At 74.9% G+C, this 20,167-nt stretch carries 22 protein-coding genes; 12 read left to right on the forward strand and 10 right to left on the reverse strand.

The window, feature by feature from the left end; translation table 11 throughout:
- The 6 genes from ACOJTC_RS15130 to ACOJTC_RS15155 form a co-directional block, all read left to right on the forward strand.
- A partial coding sequence (locus tag ACOJTC_RS15130) for a hypothetical protein (protein WP_420117352.1) occupies positions 1–741 on the forward strand: 741 nt, incomplete at its 5' end.
- Positions 742–880: 139 nt separating this feature from the next.
- On the forward strand, positions 881–2,104 hold the full coding sequence (locus ACOJTC_RS15135; protein ID WP_420117353.1) for a S8 family serine peptidase: 1,224 nt from the start codon (positions 881–883) through the stop codon (positions 2,102–2,104).
- A 12-nt stretch (positions 2,105–2,116) separates the two neighbouring features.
- Entirely contained in the window at positions 2,117–2,572 is a 456-nt protein-coding gene (locus tag ACOJTC_RS15140; RefSeq protein ID WP_420117354.1) for a hypothetical protein, read from the forward strand.
- The gene (locus ACOJTC_RS15145) at positions 2,569–3,786 is read left to right on the forward strand and encodes a S8 family serine peptidase (RefSeq protein WP_420117355.1); all 1,218 of its coding nucleotides are present in this window, start codon (positions 2,569–2,571) and stop codon (positions 3,784–3,786) included. The genes ACOJTC_RS15140 and ACOJTC_RS15145 overlap by 4 nt, the downstream gene beginning before the upstream one ends.
- 103 nt (positions 3,787–3,889) lie before the next feature.
- Positions 3,890–4,066 carry a hypothetical protein gene (locus ACOJTC_RS15150; RefSeq protein WP_420117356.1) on the forward strand — a complete coding sequence of 59 codons (177 nt, stop codon included), beginning with the start codon at positions 3,890–3,892 and terminating at the stop codon, positions 4,064–4,066.
- Positions 4,067–4,113: 47 nt separating this feature from the next.
- The gene (locus tag ACOJTC_RS15155; RefSeq protein WP_420117357.1) at positions 4,114–5,058 is read left to right on the forward strand and encodes an acyltransferase domain-containing protein; all 945 of its coding nucleotides are present in this window, start codon (positions 4,114–4,116) and stop codon (positions 5,056–5,058) included.
- Here ACOJTC_RS15155 and ACOJTC_RS15160 read toward each other — a convergent pair.
- The gene (locus ACOJTC_RS15160; protein ID WP_420117358.1) at positions 5,055–5,561 is read right to left on the reverse strand and encodes a MarR family winged helix-turn-helix transcriptional regulator; all 507 of its coding nucleotides are present in this window, start codon (positions 5,559–5,561) and stop codon (positions 5,055–5,057) included. The two genes, ACOJTC_RS15155 and ACOJTC_RS15160, sit on opposite strands and share 4 nt — an antisense overlap.
- Before the next feature lie 31 nt (positions 5,562–5,592).
- Here ACOJTC_RS15160 and ACOJTC_RS15165 point away from each other — a divergent pair, with 31 nt between their 5' ends.
- Complete coding sequence (locus tag ACOJTC_RS15165) at positions 5,593–6,663, forward strand: GNAT family N-acetyltransferase (protein WP_420117359.1); 1,071 nt, start codon at positions 5,593–5,595, stop codon at positions 6,661–6,663.
- Positions 6,664–6,717: 54 nt separating this feature from the next.
- Here ACOJTC_RS15165 and ACOJTC_RS15170 read toward each other — a convergent pair whose 3' ends face one another.
- The 5 genes from ACOJTC_RS15170 to atzF all read right to left on the reverse strand — a co-directional run bounded on the left by ACOJTC_RS15170 (position 6,718) and on the right by atzF (position 12,157).
- The gene (locus ACOJTC_RS15170; RefSeq protein WP_420117360.1) at positions 6,718–7,122 is read right to left on the reverse strand and encodes an AtzH-like domain-containing protein; all 405 of its coding nucleotides are present in this window, start codon (positions 7,120–7,122) and stop codon (positions 6,718–6,720) included.
- A gap of 93 nt (positions 7,123–7,215) precedes the next feature.
- The gene (locus ACOJTC_RS15175; RefSeq protein ID WP_363655799.1) at positions 7,216–8,877 is read right to left on the reverse strand and encodes a regulator; all 1,662 of its coding nucleotides are present in this window, start codon (positions 8,875–8,877) and stop codon (positions 7,216–7,218) included.
- A 12-nt stretch (positions 8,878–8,889) separates the two neighbouring features.
- The gene (locus ACOJTC_RS15180) at positions 8,890–9,588 is read right to left on the reverse strand and encodes a cysteine hydrolase family protein (RefSeq protein ID WP_363655797.1); all 699 of its coding nucleotides are present in this window, start codon (positions 9,586–9,588) and stop codon (positions 8,890–8,892) included.
- Positions 9,589–9,591: 3 nt separating this feature from the next.
- Positions 9,592–10,281, reverse strand: coding sequence for a cysteine hydrolase family protein (locus tag ACOJTC_RS15185; RefSeq protein ID WP_363655795.1), 690 nt, complete (start codon positions 10,279–10,281; stop codon positions 9,592–9,594).
- A 31-nt stretch (positions 10,282–10,312) separates the two neighbouring features.
- On the reverse strand, positions 10,313–12,157 hold the full coding sequence (gene atzF, locus ACOJTC_RS15190; protein WP_420117361.1) for an allophanate hydrolase: 1,845 nt from the start codon (positions 12,155–12,157) through the stop codon (positions 10,313–10,315).
- A gap of 209 nt (positions 12,158–12,366) precedes the next feature.
- On the opposite strand from atzF, the gene ACOJTC_RS15195 reads away from it, so the two are divergent.
- The 3 genes from ACOJTC_RS15195 to ACOJTC_RS15205 all read left to right on the forward strand — a co-directional run bounded on the left by ACOJTC_RS15195 (position 12,367) and on the right by ACOJTC_RS15205 (position 14,359).
- Positions 12,367–12,831: a TetR/AcrR family transcriptional regulator gene (locus ACOJTC_RS15195; RefSeq protein ID WP_420117362.1), complete on the forward strand. Its 465-nt coding sequence runs from the start codon at positions 12,367–12,369 to the stop codon at positions 12,829–12,831.
- An 89-nt stretch (positions 12,832–12,920) separates the two neighbouring features.
- A complete protein-coding gene (locus tag ACOJTC_RS15200) occupies positions 12,921–13,274 on the forward strand; it encodes a hypothetical protein (protein WP_204923338.1) in 354 nt (117 codons plus the stop codon).
- Complete coding sequence (locus ACOJTC_RS15205; RefSeq protein ID WP_420117363.1) at positions 13,271–14,359, forward strand: alpha/beta hydrolase family protein; 1,089 nt, start codon at positions 13,271–13,273, stop codon at positions 14,357–14,359. Before ACOJTC_RS15200 ends, ACOJTC_RS15205 begins: the two co-directional genes overlap by 4 nt.
- Positions 14,360–14,445: 86 nt before the next feature.
- On the opposite strand, the gene ACOJTC_RS15210 is transcribed toward ACOJTC_RS15205, so the two are convergent.
- From ACOJTC_RS15210 to ACOJTC_RS15225, 4 genes are all read right to left on the reverse strand, one after another.
- Complete coding sequence (locus ACOJTC_RS15210; RefSeq protein ID WP_204923341.1) at positions 14,446–15,111, reverse strand: GntR family transcriptional regulator; 666 nt, start codon at positions 15,109–15,111, stop codon at positions 14,446–14,448.
- Between the two features lie 101 nt (positions 15,112–15,212).
- A complete protein-coding gene (locus tag ACOJTC_RS15215) occupies positions 15,213–16,316 on the reverse strand; it encodes a Gfo/Idh/MocA family protein (protein WP_420117364.1) in 1,104 nt (367 codons plus the stop codon).
- Complete coding sequence (locus tag ACOJTC_RS15220; RefSeq protein ID WP_420117365.1) at positions 16,286–16,996, reverse strand: ThuA domain-containing protein; 711 nt, start codon at positions 16,994–16,996, stop codon at positions 16,286–16,288. Before ACOJTC_RS15220 ends, ACOJTC_RS15215 begins: the two co-directional genes overlap by 31 nt.
- Positions 16,997–17,163: 167 nt before the next feature.
- Positions 17,164–17,766: a TetR/AcrR family transcriptional regulator gene (locus ACOJTC_RS15225; protein WP_420117366.1), complete on the reverse strand. Its 603-nt coding sequence runs from the start codon at positions 17,764–17,766 to the stop codon at positions 17,164–17,166.
- A gap of 74 nt (positions 17,767–17,840) precedes the next feature.
- Here ACOJTC_RS15225 and ACOJTC_RS15230 point away from each other — a divergent pair, with 74 nt between their 5' ends.
- Positions 17,841–18,950 carry an FAD-dependent monooxygenase gene (locus tag ACOJTC_RS15230; RefSeq protein ID WP_420117367.1) on the forward strand — a complete coding sequence of 370 codons (1,110 nt, stop codon included), beginning with the start codon at positions 17,841–17,843 and terminating at the stop codon, positions 18,948–18,950.
- 72 nt (positions 18,951–19,022) lie between these two features.
- Positions 19,023–20,153 carry a sensor histidine kinase gene (locus ACOJTC_RS15235; protein ID WP_420117368.1) on the forward strand — a complete coding sequence of 377 codons (1,131 nt, stop codon included), beginning with the start codon at positions 19,023–19,025 and terminating at the stop codon, positions 20,151–20,153.
- Positions 20,154–20,167 lie beyond the last annotated feature (14 nt).

Raw genomic sequence — 20,167 nt, forward strand, 5'->3', positions numbered from 1 at the left:
GACCCGACCGTCGACGGTGCCCCCACTGCGGTCCCGGCCGGAACGCCGGAACCGGCACGACCGTCCCCCGTGGACCGGCCCGCCCCGGGGCACGGCGTCGACGTCACCGACGTGAGCCCGGTGCCGGACGTCGACGGCGACCTCGACACCGAGGTGACCTCGCCCGGCGGCACCCTGGTGGTCCGGGTGCCCGGGGTGGCGGCGGGCGGCGGGCGGCCGCACCACGTCTGGCAGATCCCGGCGCAACCCCGACCGTCGATGCGGCTCCCGGTCCGGCTCGGCCACCGGCGGGGCTGGGCGCTCTGGGTCGACCTGGCCGGCACCTCGGACGTCTTCACGGTCACCGGCCCGGTCGAGGCCGCCCGGCAGCGGGCCCGGACGATCGCCGAGCAGGTGCACACCGCCGGGCACACGGTCACCGTGATCGGTGACCTGTTCGGCTCCGACCTGCCCGACGGTTGGGTCCGCCGGGCGGCCTTCCCCACCGGGGAGGCGGACCTGCCCGCCGGCACCGGGGTGCTGTGCAGCGCCGCCCTGTCCGGCCCGGAGTTGGTCTTCGCCCGCCGGATCGCCGCCCTGACCGGACACCGGCTGGTGCCGATCGTCGTCGGCCGGGCGTTGCGGGCCCGCTGGTCGGTGACCGTCCGGCCGGACGCCCCCGCCGGGCCCGAACTCGTCGCCGCCGCCCCGGCCGGCGCGGCGCACGGCGGCAGGCTCCCCGCCGGGGACGGCGCACCGTGACCGGCGGCCGGTTTCCCGACGGCCGGGGTGAACCGTGACCGGCGGTGCGCCGTTGTGGTCCCGGGGTGCCACGTCGGCCGACCCCGCCGGGCCGGGGCATTCCACCGGCCGATGCCCGCTGGTGACGAGGAGACGGTGGATGAGCCGGTTGCTGGTGTCCTGGACCCGGTCGGTGGGTTGCCTCGTGGCGACCTGCGCGCTGGTGCTCGCCCTGCCCACCCCGGTCCGGGCGGCCCCACCGCCACCGCCCCCGACGTACGTGAAGTACTACCCGGTGTCCGACGGATCCGGGGACCCGGTGACGGACCTGACCGGGGTGGCCGCCCGGTTCCTGGCCGATCCCGACCGGGCCGACGAGGTCTACCGGCTCAACGAGGGACGCCGGCAACCCGACGGCGGGGCCCTGACCGCCGTCGGGCAGCGGCTGTCCCCCGGGTGGCTGCTGGTGCTGCCGTGGGACGCCTCCGGTGACGAGGTCCGCTACGGCCTGCTGCCGGCGAACATCCCGACGGCGAAGCCGGCCCGGCCCGCCCCCGGCGCGGGCGGTGCGGGCTGTGTCGCCGGCACCTCCGGCGACGGCGGCTCCCCGTGGACGGACCCGGAGCTGTCCCCGGCGCGCGCCTGGCCGCACAGCACGGGTGCCGGGGCGCTGGTGGCGGTGGTCGACTCCGGCATCGACGGGGAACTGGCCGCCCTGGCCGGGCGGGTCGCCCCCGGGTCGGACGTCATCACCGGCAAGGCCCGCGCCGACACCGACTGCCTGGGCACCGGCACCGCGATGGCGAGTGTGATCGCGGCGGCCTCCGGCACCGGGTCACCCGCGCCACCGGTGGTCGGCGTCGCCCCCGAGGCAGCGGTCCTGCCGGTACGGATCGTCGCCGGTGCCACCGACGCCGATCCGCAGCGGACGGCCCTCGGCATCGAGGTCGCCGTCTCGGCCGGGGCGACGGTGGTGGCCCTGGGCGGGTACACGAAACTCACCGATCCCGCCGTGACCGAGGCCGTCCGGGTGGCTGTGGCGCACGACGTGGTGGTGGTCGCCCCTGCCGCCACGGCCGATGGTACCCCGGCACCGGCCCAGGAGGGGCTGCTCCGGGTCGCCGGGGTCGGCCCCGACCACCGGCCCGTCCTGGCGTACCCGGCCGGTGGGGTCGACGTGACCGCGCCCGGCCGGGACGTTCCGACGCTCGGCGTCGGAGGCACCACGCCGCAGAACCGCACCGGCACCGAGTACGCCGTCGCCTACGTCGCCGGTGTCGCCGCGCTGGTCCGCACGGCGCTGCCCGGGGCGGACGCCGTCCAGGTGGCCCGCCGGATCACCGCCACCGCCGCCCCGGGCAGCCGGTCGAGCCCGAGCCCCTAGATCGGGTGGGGCTTGGTCGACCGGCTGGCGGCGGTCAGCACCGGCCCGGACGCGGCGGCGCCGTCGCGTACCGACTCCGCCGTCTGGCCCGCGCTGGTGGCCGCCGGGCTCGGTTTCCTCCTGCTCGCCGTGGTGGGGGTGTTCGCCCGGCGGGCCCGACGGCTCACCCACCGCGCAACGGTCACCACCGGGCCCGCGACACCGACGTCCCTCCCGCCCGCGTCCACGCCGGACGACCCGGCGGAACCGCAGGTCACGGCGGCACGCCCCGATCCCGTAGGACGCTCCGAGCCGGCGGAACCGCAGGACACGGCGGCACCGCAGGACACGGCGGCACCGCACCCGGTCGCCGTCGCACCCGGGTCGGCCGCACCGGCGGTACCCCCCGGGCCGGCGTGGCCGTCGGAGCCGGACGGGCCGGCGGCACCGGGTGGACCGGCGACGGCGACGCGGGGTGCGCTGCCGTGACCGGTCGGGTCGGCCGGGGTCGCGCCGGGGTCGTCGGGATGCTGGTCAGCCTCGGGGTTCTCGTCGCCCCGCCGGCCGGTTCCGCCGCAGCCGGGGAGCCCCCTGCGCTGCCGGCGACGGCGGGACGCTGTGTCGGGCCGTCGCCGGTGACGGTCCGGGAGGCCCCGTGGGCGCTGCGCCTGCTCGCCCCACAGACCAGTTGGCCGTTGACCCGGGGGGCCGGGGTGGTGGTCGCCGTCGTGGACACCGGGGTGAGCGCCGCCGCGCCCGCCCTGGCCGGGGCGGTACGCCCGGGTGCCGATGTCACCGGCGGGCGGGCCGACAGCGACTGCGCGGGGCGGGGCACCGCCCTGGCCGGCATCGTCGCGGCCCGTCCGGCCGGCGACGGGGGGCCGACCGGGATCGCCCCGGACGCCGAGGTCCTGCCGGTGCGGATCACCGACGCGAACCGACGGATCAGCCCGGCCCGGCTCGCCGCCGGCATCCGGCTCGCCACCACGGCCGGAGCGGACGTGATCCTGGTGGCCGCCGGGGTCACCTCGGCGACGCCGGAGCTGGCCGACGCCGTACGGGCCGCGGTCGCCCGGGACATCCTGGTGGTCGCCGCCGTCACCGACCGGGGTGGGGAGAACGGTGGGGACCCTCCGGTCGGCTATCCGGCCGGGTTCCCCACGGTGCTGGCGGTGAACGCGGTCGGTGTCGACGGGGCGGCCGGTCCGGTGGCGGCCGATGCGGGTACCGACCTGGCCGCCCCGGGGGCCGGGCTCGGCATCGCCCCGCGCGGGTCCGGCCACTACCGGGTCGGCGGTGCGCCGGTCGCCGCCGCGTACGTCGCGGGGGTCGCCGCGTTGGTCCGGGCGTACCATCCGGGGTTGTCCCAGGCCGAGGTGCGCGCCCGGTTGGAGCGGACCGCGATCCCGGCACCGGGTGGTGGGCCGACCCCGGGGGTCGGCGGCGGAACCCTCGACGCGTACGCGGCGGTCGCCGCGCTCGCGCCCCGGCAGGGCGACCCGCCGGTGCCGGTCGCGGCCGGGCCGCTCGTCGTGCCGACCGCTGCGGGCCCGTCGCGGGCCGCCCGGGTGGCCGGCCTGACCGTCCTCGGCGCGCTCGTGGTGGCCCTGCTCGTCGCCGCCGCCACGCTCACCCGGGCAGGCCGGACGCGACGTCGGCGAGGAAGGGGCACTGTGGCCGATCTGCCGGGGCAGCACCGCTGACGCCTGCCGACGCTCGGGGGTGCCCGACCGGCTCCCCCTGCCGTCTGGTGGCGGCTGGAACCCGGTGGTGGCCGGTGCCGGTCGCCCGGGTCGGCGGACAACCGTGACGGTCACCGGCTGGCTGGTCTGCTTCGTCGTGGTCGGTCTGGTCGTCGAGGAGCTGTGCTTGCGGGGCGTGTTCCTGCACCGCCTGCCCACCACCCGGCCGGCGGTCGCCGGTGCCGTGCTGGTCAACCTGGTGGCCTTCGTGGTACGCGCGGTGGGGGCGGTGCACCGCTGACCTCCCGGCGGGCCGTGCAGCGGGGCGGCGGCCGGTAGGATCGGCCGGTGGACCTGGATGTCGTGGCCGCCCGGCTCGGGGTGCCCGTCGAGGAGGTCGAGCGGGTGCACCGGCTCGCCGGTGACCGGCCGTCGGCCCCGTTGCCCGCCCGCGCCGACGCGCCCGCGCTCCTCGACCGGCTGGCGGTACGTCCGGACGACGCCGCCGAGATCATGGCCGGCTGGCCGGACCACGACTCTCCCCTGTGGACGCCGGAGCTGCGCTGGCTGCTCGACCGCTCGACCGCCCTGGTCCGCGCCGACCTCGGCGGGCACGAGTGGCTGTCGCCCGGCCCGGAGCTGCCCCGCGACCGGGGTCCGGCCTGGCGGCACCTCTACGTGTACGCCTACCTCGCCCTGGTCGACGTGGTCCGCGGATTCCACCGCGAGCACGGCGTCGCCGGGTCCGTCACCTGGGCGACCCTCGCCGACCTGGGTCGTAACCTGGCGATCGACAGGCGGATGCACGGCGAGGGCTGGCCGGTCATGCAGAGCTGGCTGACCCTGCACACCCGGGGCAGCCTCTACGAGCTGGGCCGGCTCCAGCACGAGCGGGCCGGCACCGCCATCGGCCTGCACGTGCCCGACGCGGGGCCGATGAGTCCGGAGGCGGTCGACGCGTCGCTCGACGAGGCCCGCGAGTTCTTTCCCCGGCACTTCCCCGACGAGCACCGCACCACGTTCTCCTGCGGCTCCTGGCTGCTCGACCCGCAGTTGCGCGACTACCTGCCCGAGGATTCCAACATCATCCGGTTCCAGCGCCGGTTCGAGTTGCTCCCCTACGTGCCGGCCGACGGGCCGGACGCCGACGTCGAGGTGCGGCGGTTCGCCTTCCGTACGCTCAGCACGCCGCTCGACCAACTGCCCCGGCGGACCGTGCTGCAACGCGCGATCATCGACCACCTGGCGGCCGGCGGCCACTGGCACTGGCGACACGGGCGGTTCCCGCTCTAGGGTCGGCCCGCTCCTGCCGGCGGTGGCCCGGCGGGGTCGTCGTCGGCTGGGGGCTGCGCCAACCGGCCGGCGATCCGTTCCAGGGCGACGAGGTCCTGTGGGGCGAGCCGGTCGACGAGGTGCCGCCGCACCGATTCGACGTGGACCGGTGCGGCGTCGCGCAGGGCGGCCATCCCCGGCCCGGTCAGCACGAGCAGGCAACCGCGCCCGTCGGCCGGGTCGGGTGCGCGGCGCAGCAGTCCGCGCGCTTCCATCCGGCTGGCGTGCCGGGACAGCCGGCTGCGTGACCAGCCCATCTTGTCGGCCTGCACGCCGAGGGTGCTGGTCTGCGCGGGCTGTTCCGACAGGGTGCTCAGCACCTCGTAGTCGGCCTCGGACAGGCCGATCGCCGCCAGGTCGTGCGCGGTGCCGGCCTGGACGGCGACCATCACGCGTCGCAGGGCCCGCCAGGCCCGTTCCTCGGCGGGCGTCAGCCACCGCACCGACCCCGACTTTGTTGACATGTAATCAATCTAGCATCTAGCCTTCGTTTCCATGTCAACGAAACCGCTCCGTGTCCTCGCGCTGACCTGCGCCACCCGTCCCGGCGCGCTCGGTCCCGCCGTGAGCCGGTGGCTGCTCGACGCGGTCACCCCCCGGGCTGCGGCACTCGACGTCGAGGTGGTCCCGGTGGCGCTCGGCGACCTGGACCTGCCGTTCCTCGACGAGGAGGAATCCCCGTCGTCGGGCGTCCACCGGCACGACCACACCCGCCGCTGGAGCGCGACAGTCGACGCGGCGGACGGTTTCATCGCCGTCACCCCGGAGTACAACCACGGGATGCCGGCGACGCTGAAGAACGCGCTGGACTACCTCGCCGTCGAGTGGGCGTGGAAGCCGATCGGTTTCGTCAGCTACGGCCACACCTCGGCCGGCACCCGCGCCGTCGAACACGCCAAGCAGGTGGTGACCGCCCTGCGCATGGTCCCGACGGGCACCACGGTCGCCGTCCGCATCGGCGACGCCGTCCGCGACGGCCGGCTGCGGTCCGAAGCCGACCGCGACGCGGCCGGTGCCGCCCTGCTGGACGAGGTGGTCCGGCTCGCCCACGCCCTGCGACCGATGCGCGAACGCGACCGGGCCACCCCCGGCCCGCTACCCGGCTCCTACGCCCGACGACTCACCGGCGACGACGCGCCCGAGGTGACCGTGCTGCAACGGTGCTGCTGGACGGAGGAGGCGCTGGTCAACGAGACCCTGGCCATCCCGCCGCTGCACGAGTCGGTGCCGGAGGTGCGCCAGTGGCTGGCGGACTGGCACACCACCGGCCTCTGGCGCGACGGACGGCTGCTGGGCATGGTGCGTACCCGCACCGACGGCACCGACTGCCACCTGGGACGACTCGCCGTCGTACCCGACCTGCGCGGTCGGGGGGTGGGACGGTGGCTGTTGCGGGCCGCCGAGGTCGCCGCCGGACCGGGGTGTCGCCGCATCGAGCTGTTCACCGGGGCCAGGAGTCTGCGCAACATCGCCCTCTACCAGAGCGTCGGCTACCGGCCGGTGTCACCGGCCGGCCCGGACGGCACCGTCCGCCTGGCGAAGCACCTGCCCGGCACCGGACGCTGACCGGCCGGCACGGTCGACTCGGCCTGCCACAGGTCGCATCAGGCCACGCCGGGCTCAGGTCGGTGGGTCGCTGCCGGTCGGTGCGCCGGCCGGCTCGGAGACGTGCGCGGTGACGATCCGCCAGCCGACGCGCAGGCGTACCCAGGTCTGGGTCTGCCGACCGGTGGCGGCGGCGCCGGGGTAGCCGAACCGGGTGGTCACCACCGCGAGGTCCGGGCCGAACGTGGTGACCACCGGATCGACCAGCCGGCGGCCGGGCGGCAGCGCCGGTTGGGCGGCCCGCCACGTGCGCTGTTCGTCCCAGCCGTACTGGTGGTCGGCGAGACCGAACCGCACGGTCCGGTCGGACTGCCAGAAGTAGCCGCAGATCCGGTCCGCGTCGCCGTCGACCAGCGCCTGGTCGTAGCCGGCGAAGGCCGCCGTCACCTCGGCGACCACCTCCGCCCGGTCGATCTCCATGTGGTGCGTCCCTTTCCGCCGTCGGATGGCCGGCCGGTGGACCCGGTCGGTGGTCGGGGTGGGGGTCACCGGCCACCGACCGGGCCGGTCGGCTCAGCCGTTGACCGCCGACGCCGGCCGGGTGCCGTCGGCCGGACCATCCGGGGCGGCGACGGTGGCCGGGGCGGTGGCGACGGCCGGTGCGGACGGTTCGTGCCGGCGGTCCAGTTCGGCCTCGTCCGGGTCGGGGACGCGGGGCGCGGGCCGGCCCAGCGCGAAGACCGCGCAGATCGCCGCGACGAAGAGGTAGCCGAGCGCCACCGGACCGTTGGCGTTCCACTCGATCTTCTCACCGTGGATCAGCCCGACGAACGACAGCACCGCACCGACCCCGGCGAAGACCGCCGCCCGGACGAACCGCTTGTCGATGATGAAGACCACCACCGCGCCGAGCACCAGGCCGGCGAGGATCGCCCCCTGGCCGAGCACGAGCAGCCCGTCGTAGACCACCCCGGCGCCGTTGAGCGCCTCGTCGCCCACCGCGGCGGCGGTGGTGCCGGCCGCCGCCAGGGTGTTGTCGATCTGGCTGGTGGCCCAGGCCGCGATGTTCGGGATGAGCGCGGCGACCACGGCGGCGGCGTGCGCCCTCGGCGTCGCCTGGAATGCCTGGGCACCGATCAGCAGCCCGATGTACAGCAGGATCGGCACGATGGCCGCCGTCGGGAAGATCGTCGCGAGCAGGCCGAACATGCCCAGGAAACACAGCACCGCGATCACCACGCCGGTCGCCATCGAGTAGCCGGTGCGACCACCGGCCGCCTTCCAGCCCGGGTGTCCGACGTAGACGGCGGGCGGGAACGGCGAACCGAGGGCCGCGCCGATCACCGCGCCCGCCCCGTCGGCGAGCAGGACGCTGCGCAGGTTGTAGTGGTCACCGGCGGTCGCCGCGCTCTCCACGTTGGACATGCCCTCGGTGAAGTTGTAGACCCCGAGCGGGATCGCCGTGGCCAGCAGCGGCGCCATGTCGCCGAGACCGGTGAGCAGCAGGTCCAGCTTGAACGAGGGTACGGCGACCGCGACGTCCCGGGCGGCGGCGGTGACGTCCGGTACCGACATCGCCCCACCGGCCCAGCCGATCGCCGTGCCGACCAGCAGCGCGGCGAGCCCGATCGGGAACTGGAAGGGCAGCTTCACGTCGGTGAGCAGACCGATCAGCAGCAGCGCGAACACCGGCAACGCCACCCACGCCGTACGCCACATCTGCCCGGCCGGGTTCATCGAGATGAAGGTGACGGAGATCCCGGCCAGGGTGCCGAGCAGGGCGGCCCGGGGCGCGTACCGACGGATGTACGGGCCGACGAACGCGCCGACCAGCACGATCACGCCGATGATGAAGGCCCACGCCAGGCCGGCCTCCCAGGCCCGCACCGGGTCCCTGGTGCGCAGGTAGATCGGCAGCATGATGACGAAGATGACGATGAACATGTGCGGCACGCTCGGCCCGTACGGCAGGGCGGTCACGTCGGTGCGCTGTTCCCGGCGGGCCAGCCGCCGCGCCAGCAGGGTGTAGTAGACGTTCCCGGCCACCAGGGCGATGCCCAGCGCCGGCAGGATCGTGCCGAACACCTCCCCCTCGGGGAGATTCACCACGGCGACGCAGAGCCCGGTCAGGGTGAGCACGTTGACCAGGACGTTGACGCCGAAACCGAAGAACGCGTTGGTGTCGCCGCGTACCCAGAACGGGAGGGCGACGACGGTGGGCTTGGTGGGGACCATGGCTGCTCCCGGTCAGGAGGAGGGGTGCGACACGGAGGGGGTGGCGAGCGCGGCGCGTACCTGTGGGGAGTCGGCGACCCAGCCGAAGATCCCGCCCTGGGCGGCGATCATGTCGAGTCCGACCCGGTGGAACTCGGGGAAGTACGACCCGACGCAGTCGGCGAGCACGAGGCACTCGTACCCCCGGTCGTTGGCCTCCCGGACGGTGGTGTGCACGCACACCTCGGTGGTGACCCCGGTGACCAGGAGGCTGCGCACCCCCCGCGCGCGCAGCAGGGCGTCCAGGTCGGTGGCGTGGAAGGCGCCCTTGCCGGGCTTGTCGACGACCGGCTCGCCGGGCAGCGGCGTCAGCTCGTCGATGATGTCGTGGCCGTGCTCGCCCCGGACGAGGATGCGACCGTTGGGGCCCGGGTCGCCGATGCGCCGGCTCGGCGCGCCCCGGTGCAGCTTGGCCGGCGGGCAGTCGGACAGGTCGGGCAGGTGCCCCTCACGGGTGTGCACGACGGTGAGGCCGGCGGCGCGGACGTCGGCCAGCAGCGCCGCAAGCGGCGCGATGGTCCGGCGGAGCTGACCGACGTCGTTGCCCAGGCTCTCCCCGAAGCCGCCTGGCTCCAGGAAGTCGCGCTGCATGTCGATGACCAGCAGCGCCGTGCTGGCCGGCTCGAAGGAGTACGGGGTGGGCCGCGCGGCGGCGACTGTCGACACGGGCATTGCTCACTTCACCGTGGCGGCGATGACGTCGTCGGCGGTGGCGACGCAGCCGAAGACACCGCCCTGCATGGTCACCATGTGCAGGGCCGCGTCGTGGTTGCCCTTGTCGGTCGCGCCCGTGCAGTCGGACAGGATCAGGCACTCGAAGCCCCGGTCGTTGGCCTCCCGCATGGTGGTGTGCACGCAGACGTCGGTGGTGATGCCGGTGAGGATCAGGTGGGTGATGCCCCGGGTCCGCAGCACCAGGTCGAGGTTGGTGGCGTAGAACGCGCCCTTGCCCGGCTTGTCGACGATCACCTCGCCGGCCGCCGGGGCGACCTCCGGCACGATCTCCCAGCCGGGTTCGCCCCGGACCAGGATTCGCCCGGCCGGTCCGGCGGCGCCGATCTCGGCACCGATGCGGGCCGAGCGCCAACGCTTGTTCGCCGGCAGGTCGGACAGGTCCGGTTGGTGGCCCTCCCGGGTGTGTACGACCAGCATCCCCAGCGACCGGGCGTGCGTCAGCAGCCGGGCGGTGGCCGGCAGTCCGGCCCGGGTCAGTCCGATGTCGTAGCCCATCGCGTCGACGTAGCCGCCCGGCCCGCAGAAGTCGGTCTGCCAGTCGATGCAGAGCAGTGCCGTCCGTGTGGTGTCCACCGTGCCGTCGTACGGCCACGGGTAGGGGTTGGCCGGTACCGGCCCGATGCTGCCCATCCTCGCTCCCTGTCGTCGTCGAAGTTTCGGATCACCGTCGGGCGGCACGCCGCCAGGCCCGCCAGCCACCGGTGGCGCTGATGTCCTCGACCTGCGGTCCCACCGCGTACGCCTCGCAGAGGAAACCGAGCACGTCCCGCCCGTCGTGCAGCCGGACCCAGCCGAGGGAGAGCGGGGCCGGCACCCCGGCCAGCAACGCGCCGACGGCGGACGTGGGCAGCCGCCACAGCTCGATGTCGATCGGTAGGCCCGGTGGGTCGGTCGGGGCGGCCCGGACCAGGCCGGGCAGTCCCTCGTCGTCGGGGGTGTCCATCCGGTAGAGCCGGTAGAGCGGCGCGGTCCGGGCCGCGCCGACCAGGGTGGCCCCGTGCCCGGTCAGTTCACCGTTGCGGGACTCGCCGGCCAGGTGCCGCCCCACCACGGCGATCAGCAGCTCCGCCGGGGCGGGACCCGGCACCGGGCCACCGCCCGGCACCGCAGCCGCAACGGTGCCCGTCCCGGCCGGGTGGGCGTCCACCGGGGTGGGTTCGGTGGCCGTGGTGAGGGCGGCGGCGAGCCGGGCCAGGGTGAGGTCGCTGAACGCCGGGCCGATCAGGGTCAGGCTGGCCGGCCGCCCGCCCTCGGTGAACCCGTTGGGCACGGTCACCGCGGCCAGGTCGAGCAGGTTGGCGAACTGGGTGTAGCGGCCGAGCACGGTGTTGCGGCCGATGGGGTCCTCGGCGATCTCGTCGAGGGTGAACGTGGTGCCGACGGTGGGTACCACCAGCACGTCGATCTCCTGCCACCGCCGGTCCACCCGGGCCCGCAGCTCGCGGAGCCGGTGCTGGCCCCGGAAGGCGTCGACCGCGTCGTAGCGTCGACCGGTCTCCAGCACGGCCCGGGTGACCGGGAGGACCGACCCGGGATGCGCCCGCACGAAGTCGCCAAGCGCGACGAGCCGCTCGGCCACCCAGGGCCCCTGGTAGAGCAGGTCCCCCGCCGCGAAGTAGTCGTCCAGCGGCACCGGCAGCGCGTCGGCGACCAGCGCGCTCAACCGCCGTACGCCGACGGCGAACCGGTCGGCCTGCCCGTCGTCGCCGAAGAAGTCGAGGTCCTCCGGCCGGGGCACCCCGAGGCGCAGCGTCGCCGGCACGTCGGCGCTCGCCCGTCGCGCCGGCAGGGCACGGCCCCACGGGTCGGCGGGCGAGACGCCCCGGGCGGCGTGCAGCACGTCGACCGCGCCCGCGACGTCGGTGGTGAATACCGACACGCAGTCCAGCGAACGGCAGGCCGGCACCACCCCGGCGGTGCTGAGCAGACCCCGGGTGGGCTTGAGCCCGACGATGCCGTTCAGCGCCGCCGGGACCCGGCCGGAGCCGGCGGTGTCCGTACCCAGGGCGAAGCTGACCTGGCCGGCGGCGACCGCGACGGCCGACCCGGAGCTGGAGCCGCCGGAGACGAGACCGCCGCCGAAGACGCTCTCACCGCTGCCGTACGGCGAGCGGGAGCCGGTCAGGCCGGTGGCGAACTGGTCGAGGTTGGTCTTGCCGACGAGCAGGGCACCGGCGTCGCGCAGTCGGCGTACCACGGGCGCATCCTCGGCGGCCCGGTACCCGAAGTCGGGGCAGCCGGCCGTGGTGACCATTCCGGCGACGTCGATGTTGTCCTTGACCGCGAAGGGGATGCCGTACAGCGGGAGCGTGGCGGGATCGTGGCGGCGGGTCAGTTCCTCCGCGCAGGCCCGCAGCTCGGCGGCCGGGACGGTGCTGATCCAGACCGGTCCCCCGTCCCGCCCGGCGAGTCCGGCCAGGACGTGTTCGACCTGGTCGACGGGGGTGGTCGCACCGCTGCGGTAGGCCGACCGTAGTTCCGGGACGGTGCCGATGCGCTCTGACATACTGTCGATTGTCGACTGTCTTGTTACGAGCGACGGTCCGCGTCGTAACGACGCCATGACGGCCCGCAGACCGGACCACCGACCGGTGACCGGCCCACCGGCTCCTTCCGGCAGCCGTCCACCTCGCGATGCCCATGGCGCGCCCGGCCCACCGAGATAAGGAACGATTGTTCTTGACCGCTCGTTCCTCAATCGTTAGCGTTCTCGGCATGGGCCGCCCGAGGGGTTTCGACGAAGAAGTCGTGACGGCCGCGGCGGCGGAGCTGTTCGCTGGCCGGGCCTACGACGGGGTGTCCGTCGACGACCTCGTCCAACAGTTGGGAGTGCACCGCAACAGTTTGTACAAGACCTTCGGCAGTAAGCGGGGGCTGTATCTCGCCGCGCTGCGGTGGCACCTCGATCACCGGCTCCCGCCGCTGACCGAGCAGCTCGCCGCCGGCGCGGAGGTCGCCGACGACCCCGCACTCGATCTGCTGTTGTTGGCGGCGGTCGAGCGCGCTCCCCGCGACGTCGAGGTGGCCGCCCTCGTGACCAAGGCGTGGCAGGCGCTGGATCAGGCCCTGCAGCGGACACCGGCGAACGACACCGACAGCATCCGCTCGACCGCGTTGAACGCCCTGCTGGGTGAGCGGCTGCGGGCTCGGGCCGCTGCGGCGACGACCGACCCTTCGTAGCCCCGCCCTCCCCCGCCCGGCGCTGCCCACGCCGGTGCCCCACCATGCCCTGCGGCCGGTGCCGCCAGGCCCACGAAAGGACCGTTGACATGGCCAGCGTCCGCATCGACGGCGACGATCTCGTCGTGGAGATCGAGGGAATGGACAGGTTGTGGTCGCTCAAGAGCCGTCTGGTGATCCCGTTGGCGAACGTCCGCGGTGCCACCGCCGATCCGGGTATCGCCGCCGAACCCAAGGGCCTTCGGGCACCGGGAACGAGCCTGCCCGGCGTGATCACGGCCGGCACCTTCCATCAGGACGGTGAGCGCGTCTTCTGGAACATCCGTGACGGTGCCCGCGCCGTCGTCATCGAACTCGCCGACGAGCACTATGCCCGCCTGGTCGTGGAGGTCGTCGACCCGGCCGCCACGGTCGCCCTGATCGAGCAGGTGGTCCTGCGATGATCCCGTTCGACCGGATGCCGCACACCGCCCGGCGGATCGCATGGAGAGCCGCGGTCGGCGCCGTCGTGGTCGGGAGCATCGCCGTGGGGGCCCTTCCCGCCGCCGCCGTGCGCTGCGTGCCGGGCGTGCCCGCCACGGACCGCGAGATCACCTTCACTGTGGACGGCACCGTCACGTACGGCACCCTGCACATCCCCGTTCACCGCCGGCGGCAGCAGATGCCGGCCGTGTTGTTGCTGCCGGGCAGCGGCCCCACCGACCGCAACGGCGACCAGCCGCCCGCGCTCACCCCACACACCCTGGCCAAACTCGCCGAGGCGCTGGGGCGCGACGGAGCCGTCAGCCTGCGCTTCGACAAGTACGGCACGGGCCGGACCGGGCTGGGCGCCTACGCCGGGAATCCCGAGACGATCGACTACCCTGCCTTCGTCCGCCAAGCCGATGCCGCGTACCGGCTACTCGCCGACCAGCCCGAGGTCGACCGGCGAGCGGTACGGCTGATCGGGCACAGCGAAGGTGCACTGACGGCACTGCAGGTCGCAGTCACCGCCGAATCCCGTGCAGCCGGAGTCGGGCTGTTGCAACCCCTGGCCCAGCGGTTCCTCGACGTGCTCGCCAGGCAACTGCACGGCCAACTCGCCGCCGCCGTCGCCGCAGGTCAGATGAGCCGGCAGGAGCAACGCACCATCGGACGCGCCGTCGACCGGGCCGTCGCCGATCTCCGGGCGCACCGCCCGCCGGACACCACGGGCATGCCACCCGCCCTCGCCGCGCTCTTCCAGGCCCTCGGCGGCCCCAACCGGCGCTACGTGGAGACCATCGACGCCCTCGACCCCGCGTCGGTCGCACTCCGGCTGCCGCCTCGGACCCCTGCCCTGCTCACCTGCGGAACCGCAGACCAGCAGATCCCGTGCCACACGACCACACGGCTGGCAACGGCGCTGGAGCGGGCGCACACCCGCGGGCCCGGCCGGATCGTGCTGTTCGACGTGGCGCACGATCTGACCGACCCCGCGAACCCGGAGGTGCTCGCCCCGGCGACACTCCACGCACTGCACCGGTTCATGCGGCATGGCACCAGATAGACGCGGCCACGCTCACGCTGCCCGGTGTGACGGACCTGCCGGTCACCCTCGACCGACCACGTGCCCGACCACCAGCACGACGGAACCTAGCCGAGGTACGAGCGCGCGCCGTGCGCGGAGAGCACGGCGAGCACCTCCTCCGGGTCTCCCCCGGCGACCGCCTCGAACAACCGCTCGTGCCGGTGCACGCCGTCGAGCGGCTGGGCCAGCTCCGCCTCACGGCGCAGGTTGATCGCCATGTAGAGCTGCAACTTCACCAGGATCGAGTCGTACACATCGGACAGCTTCCGGTTACCGGCGAGCGCCACCAGTGCGACGTGGAACGCCCGGTGCGCCTGCGCGACCAGCATCCGGTCGCCGTGCCGCACCGCCTCGCGCATCTGCTCCAACGCCGCCCGCAGGCCGGCCAGGTCGCCGTCGCGGCCCACCGGGATGCCGGCCCGCACCGCGAACCGCTCCAGCACGTCGCGCAGCTCGTAGAGTTCCCGCACGTCGCGGTCGGAGAGGGTGGCCACCCGGACGCCCCGCCGGGGCACGTGCTCCACCAGCCCCTGTTGGGCGAGCAACCGCAGCGCCTCCCGCAGCGGTGCCCGGCTGATCCCCAACCGCCGGGTCAGTTGCTCCTCCACCAGGCGTTCGCCCGGGTCGCTCCGGCCGCTGAGGATCTCCTGGGTCAGCCGGGTGACGGCCAACTCCACCAGGCTGACACTCTCCAGCTCACCATCCATCGGCGATGCGGCCACGTCGTTCACTCCGCTGAGTCTGCCATCTGTCACCTGACGGTCGGCGCGGCGCGTCCCCCGCCCGGGGGATGCCGCGCCGGCCGGCCCGGAACCGCCGGCTGCCGCCCCGCTCAGCGTCCCTGCCAGTCCTCGGCCTCGGTGAGCGGCACGGGGTGGGGTCGCCGCACCGTCGTGTCCAGCGTGATCCGCCGGCCCTCGGCCGCCGACCGCAGCAGCCCGGTCATCGTGTCGAGGACGTGCAACGCCAGGTCACCGCCCGCCCGGGGGGCCCGGGTGGCGTCGGCCCGGACCACGTCGATCAGCCCGAGGCCCCGGGCGCCGGCCCGGTAACCCGCCGACGGGGCGAGCACCTGCCAGCCGTCGCCGCCGAGCGGGCACAGCCGGACCTCGCCGTCGAAGTAGTTCGGGTCGGGTACGGCGAGGGTGCCGGTCTCCCCGTGCACCTCGATCGGCGCGGCCGTCGTGGTCACCCCGTCGAAGCTGGTGGTGATGGTGGACAGCACGCCGCTGTCGTGTTCGAGCACGCCCGACACGTGGGTGTCCACCAGGACGCGGACGCGCTGGCCGAGGCGCGGGCCGTTGCCGATGACCCGTTCCGGGCGCAGCCGGCTGGCCGTACCGGTCACCGCGCGCACCGGACCGAGCAGGTGGATCAGCGCCGAGAGGTAGTAGGGGCCCATGTCCAGCAACGGGCCGCCGCCCGGGGCGTAGTAGAAGTCGGGGTGGGGGTGCCAGCGCTCGTGTCCGGGGGTGACCATGACGGCCGAGGCGGCCAGCGGACGCCCGATCAGTCCGCCGTCGATCGCCGCGCGGGCCGTCTGGGTGCCGGTGCCCAGGACGGTGTCGGGCGCGCAGCCCACCCGTACCCCGGCCGAGGCGGCCCGGTCGAGGACCGTACGGCCCTGCGGCAGCTCCACGGCGAGCGGCTTCTCGACGTACACGTGCTTGCCGGCGTCGATCGCGGCGAGCGAGACCTCCACGTGGGCGGCGGGGATGGTGAGGTTGAGCACCGTCTGCACGTCGGGATGGTCGAGCAGGCCCGCGACGCTCGTCGCCTCGGCGTCGGGGAGGGTCGCGGCGGCCGCGGCCGACCGGTCGGCGTCGAGGGCGGCCACCGCGACGCTGCGCAGCGCGGGCTGGTGGACCAGGGTGTCCAGATAGGCGCGGGAGATGACCCCGAGCCCTACGACGCCGACGCGGTGCGGGTCGCCCACAGCATGCCCCTCTCGATGACGGTCCGCACGGACGGGTGCTCCAGCACGTCGAGGCTGTGCCCGGGGGTCGTCACGACGACCCGGCCGGCGCCCCAGCGCCGGGTCCAGATCGCCGGCGAGGTGACCGGCCGGTGCCAGGGGTGCCAGTCCCGGGTGGGGTGGACGGTGGTGGCCAGGCCCGCGACCAGGTCGGCGGGCAGCACCCAGGACTGCTCGGTGACCAGCTCGAAGTCGGCGATCCCGGCGGTGATCGGATGCTGGCGGCCGAGGTCGGTGACCGTCACCGTGTGCGGCAGGAAGTTGTCCTCCTCGCCGCCGCGCCGCTCGCAGGGCTCCCGCCCCGGGTGGGTCGCGAACTGGCCGCCCACCAGGTGCAGGTAGTCCGACGAGGCGCGGAACGCGTCCACGATGCCGCCGTGCCAGCCGGTCAGGCCCGTACCGGCGACGACCGCCGCGCGCAGCCCCGCCACCTGTTCGGCGGTGATCTCGGCCATCGTCATGCACTGCACGACGAGGTCGGTGCCGGCCATCGCGTCGGCGTCGGCGTAGACCTCGGTGGACTCCTCGATGCGTACGGAGTAGCCGTTGTCCTCAAGGAACGGCAGGAACAACTCCGTCGCCCGGACGGGCTGGTGCCCCTCCCAGCCGCCGCGAACCACCAGTGCTCTGCGCTGCGTCACGCTCGCTCCCTCCACGGTCGACCGTCGGTCGGCCGGCGCCGTGCCGCCGGCGGGCGTGCCGGCCGGGCACTGGAAACCGTACCCGGATCCGCCGACACGATCGGCCCGCGCGGATCGCGGCACCGCCGACGGACCGCCCCCCCCCCCCCCGGTGGGTGGGATGCGGCTCAGGACCGGGGCGTCCACGGGCGCAGGGCGACCTCGGTGGCCTGCTGGAGGGACGCCCGGATCGCGGCCGGGTCGGCGCGCCGTCGCGGGTCCTCCAGGAGCGTGGTCAGGGCGGCGGTGGCCGCGCCGACGAACGCGCCGACCAGGGCGGCGGCGCTGACCTCGTCGAGGCGGTCGGGATAGGCGGCGGCGAGGTGCCGGGCGATCTCGCGTTGACTCTCCCACTGCAGTTGCAGGGCCCGACCCCGGACGGCGGGCACCTCCATGGTCAGCCGGATCCGCAGCGCGGCGAGGGGACCGGTCATGTCCCCGCTCTCGTCGTTCGCCTGCCGCAGCGCGCGCAACAGCACCTCGGCCGGTTCCTCGTCCGGCGACCGGCCGGCGATGGCGTCGACCGCGACGCGCACCCGACGGTCGGCCTCCGGGAAGAGCAGATCCTCCTTGCTCGGGAAGTAACTGAAGAAGGTGCGGGTGCCGATGTCGGCGGCGGCGGCGATCTCGGCGATGGTGGTCGCCTCGTAGCCCTGGCGTCCGAACAGGTCGACGGCGGCGTCGACGAGCGCCTGCCGGGTGCGGGCCCGTTTGCGGTCGCGGAGGGACATCGGCACACCTTAGCGCACCGAGCGCAAATCCGCACTCATTGCATTTCCGCACTGAGTGCGGGAAAGTTCGGGTCATGCGTACCGTACTCATCTCCGGGGCCGGCGTGGCCGGCCCGACCCTCGCCTACTGGCTGGCCCGCGCGGGGTGGCGGCCCACGGTGGTCGAGCGCGCGGCCGGGCAGCGCTCCAGCGGCAACCCGGTCGACGTCCGCGGACCGGCCCTGCCCGTGGTCGAACAGATGGGTCTGGTGGGTGCCCTGCGGGCGGCGGCCACCCACGCCACCGGGCTGCGGATCGTCGACCGGACGGGCCGGCCCGGTCGCCGCATCGCGATGCCCGCCACCCGCAGCCCGGCCGGCACGGCGGAGATCGAGGTGCCCCGCGCCGACCTCGCCCGCATCCTGCACGACGCGGCCCGCGACGACGCCGAGTTCCGGTACGACGACACCGTCACCCGACTCGACCAGGACCCCGACGGGGTGGACGTCACCTTCGCCACCGGCCCGCCCCGCCGGTTCGACCTGGTCGTCGGCGCGGACGGGCTGCACTCGACGGTCCGCCGGCTCGCCTTCGGCCCGGAGCGTGACGTCGTCCGCCACCTCGGCCTCTACGTGGCCACCACACTGCTCGGCGAGGCACCGGAGCATCCCCACGACGTCCTGCTGCACAACGCACCGGGCCGGCTCGTCGCGATCCACCCGGTCCGGGGCGAGGCGGGGGTCGCCTTCATCTTCCGGCACCCCGCCGTCGTCGACTTCGACCACACCGACGCGGCCCGGCACCGGCAGATCCTCACCGACGCGTACGCCCGGGAACGTGGCTGGCGGATCCCCGAGTTGCTGGCCCGGGCCCGGCAGGCGGACGACCTCTACTTCGACGCGGTCACCCGGGTGGTGCTGCCGTGCTGGTCCAGGGGGCGGGTCACGTTGCTCGGCGACGCGGCGGCCTCGGTGTCGTTGTTCGGCGACGGGTCGAGCCTGGCCATCGCCGGGGCCCGGACCCTGGCCACCGCCCTCGCCGGGCACGAACCCGCCGCCGCCCTGCGCCGCTACGAGGCCGAGCACCGCCGCCGCACCGACCGTCGCGGGCGGTCCACCGGCCTCGTGGCGTCGGTGCTGGTCCCGAGGAGTCGCCCGGGCATCGCCGTCCGCAACGCGCTCGCCCGGGTGCTGCCGGCCGGCTGACCTCCCCGACGACGCTGCCCGCCCGCGCCGCCGGGGCACCGGACGGACGCCCGCCGCCCGTACGATTTCCCCGTGCGCGAGCTGCTGCGATCCTGGTGGCGTGAGCCCCGCCCGGCGCGCCCTGCGCCGCACGGGTGGCGCGACGGGGCGCTGGTCGCCCTGCTCGCGGCGGCGGCGCTGGTGGAAGGGCTCGCCCGGTGGGGCAGCCTTCCGCAGCCGGCGGCCGTGCCGGTCCTGATCGGTGTCGGTCTCGCCCCGGTCCTGCTGTGGCGGCGGAGCCGCCCGCTGCTCGTGACCCTCGTCGCCTTCCCGGTCTGCGCCGTGGGCGAGGTCATCGTCGGTGGCGACCTCGGCCTGCACACGCTTGCCTACCTGCTGCTGGCGGTGTTCGCGCTGACCCGCTGGGGGTCGGGGCGGGAGGCCGGATTCGGTGCGATCCTCGTCGCCGCGAAGATCACCTGGTCGACTGTGGTCGGCCACCTCGGCCCGGACGACGCCCTGGGCGGGGCCGGGGTGGTCGCGGCGGCGCTCGCGGTCGGGGCCGCGCTGCGCTGGCGGGACCGGGCCCGACGGCGGGAGGTCGAGCAGGTGACGCTGCGCGAACGGGAACGGCTGGCCCGCGACCTGCACGACACCGTCGCCCACCACGTGTCCGCGATAGCCGTCCGGGCCCAGGCCGGGCTCGCCCTGCTGGAGACCCGACCCTCGGCCGCCGCCGACGCGTTACGGCTGATCGAGACGGAGGCGAGCCAGGCCCTGACCGAGATGCGCACCCTGGTGCGGGCCCTGCGCCGCGACGAGCCGGCCGACCGGGAGCCGAGCCCCCACATCGCCGACCTGCGGCAGCTGGCGGACCGGACCGGTGACGGTCCGGCCGTCGAGGTGGACCTGGTCGGCGACCTGGATGGCCTGCCGGCCCCGGTGGCGGCCACGATCTGCCGGCTGGCCCGGGAGTCGGTCACCAACGCCCGCCGGCACGCCCGGGACGCGACCCGGATCACCGTCCGGGTGGTGGCCGACGAGGACACGGTGCGGCTGCGGGTCAACGACGACGGCGTCGGTCCGCCGGCACCCCGACGTGACGGCTACGGGCTGGTCGGGATGCGGGAACGGGCCCACCTGCTCGGCGGCTCGCTCGACGCCGGCCCCGACCGGGACCACGGGTGGACGGTCACCGCCGCGCTGCCCCGGGCCGTGGCGTGAACGGCGGGACCCGG

This window comes from Micromonospora sp., from assembly GCF_048594385.1.
GTDB lineage: Bacteria > Actinomycetota > Actinomycetes > Mycobacteriales > Micromonosporaceae > Micromonospora > Micromonospora wenchangensis.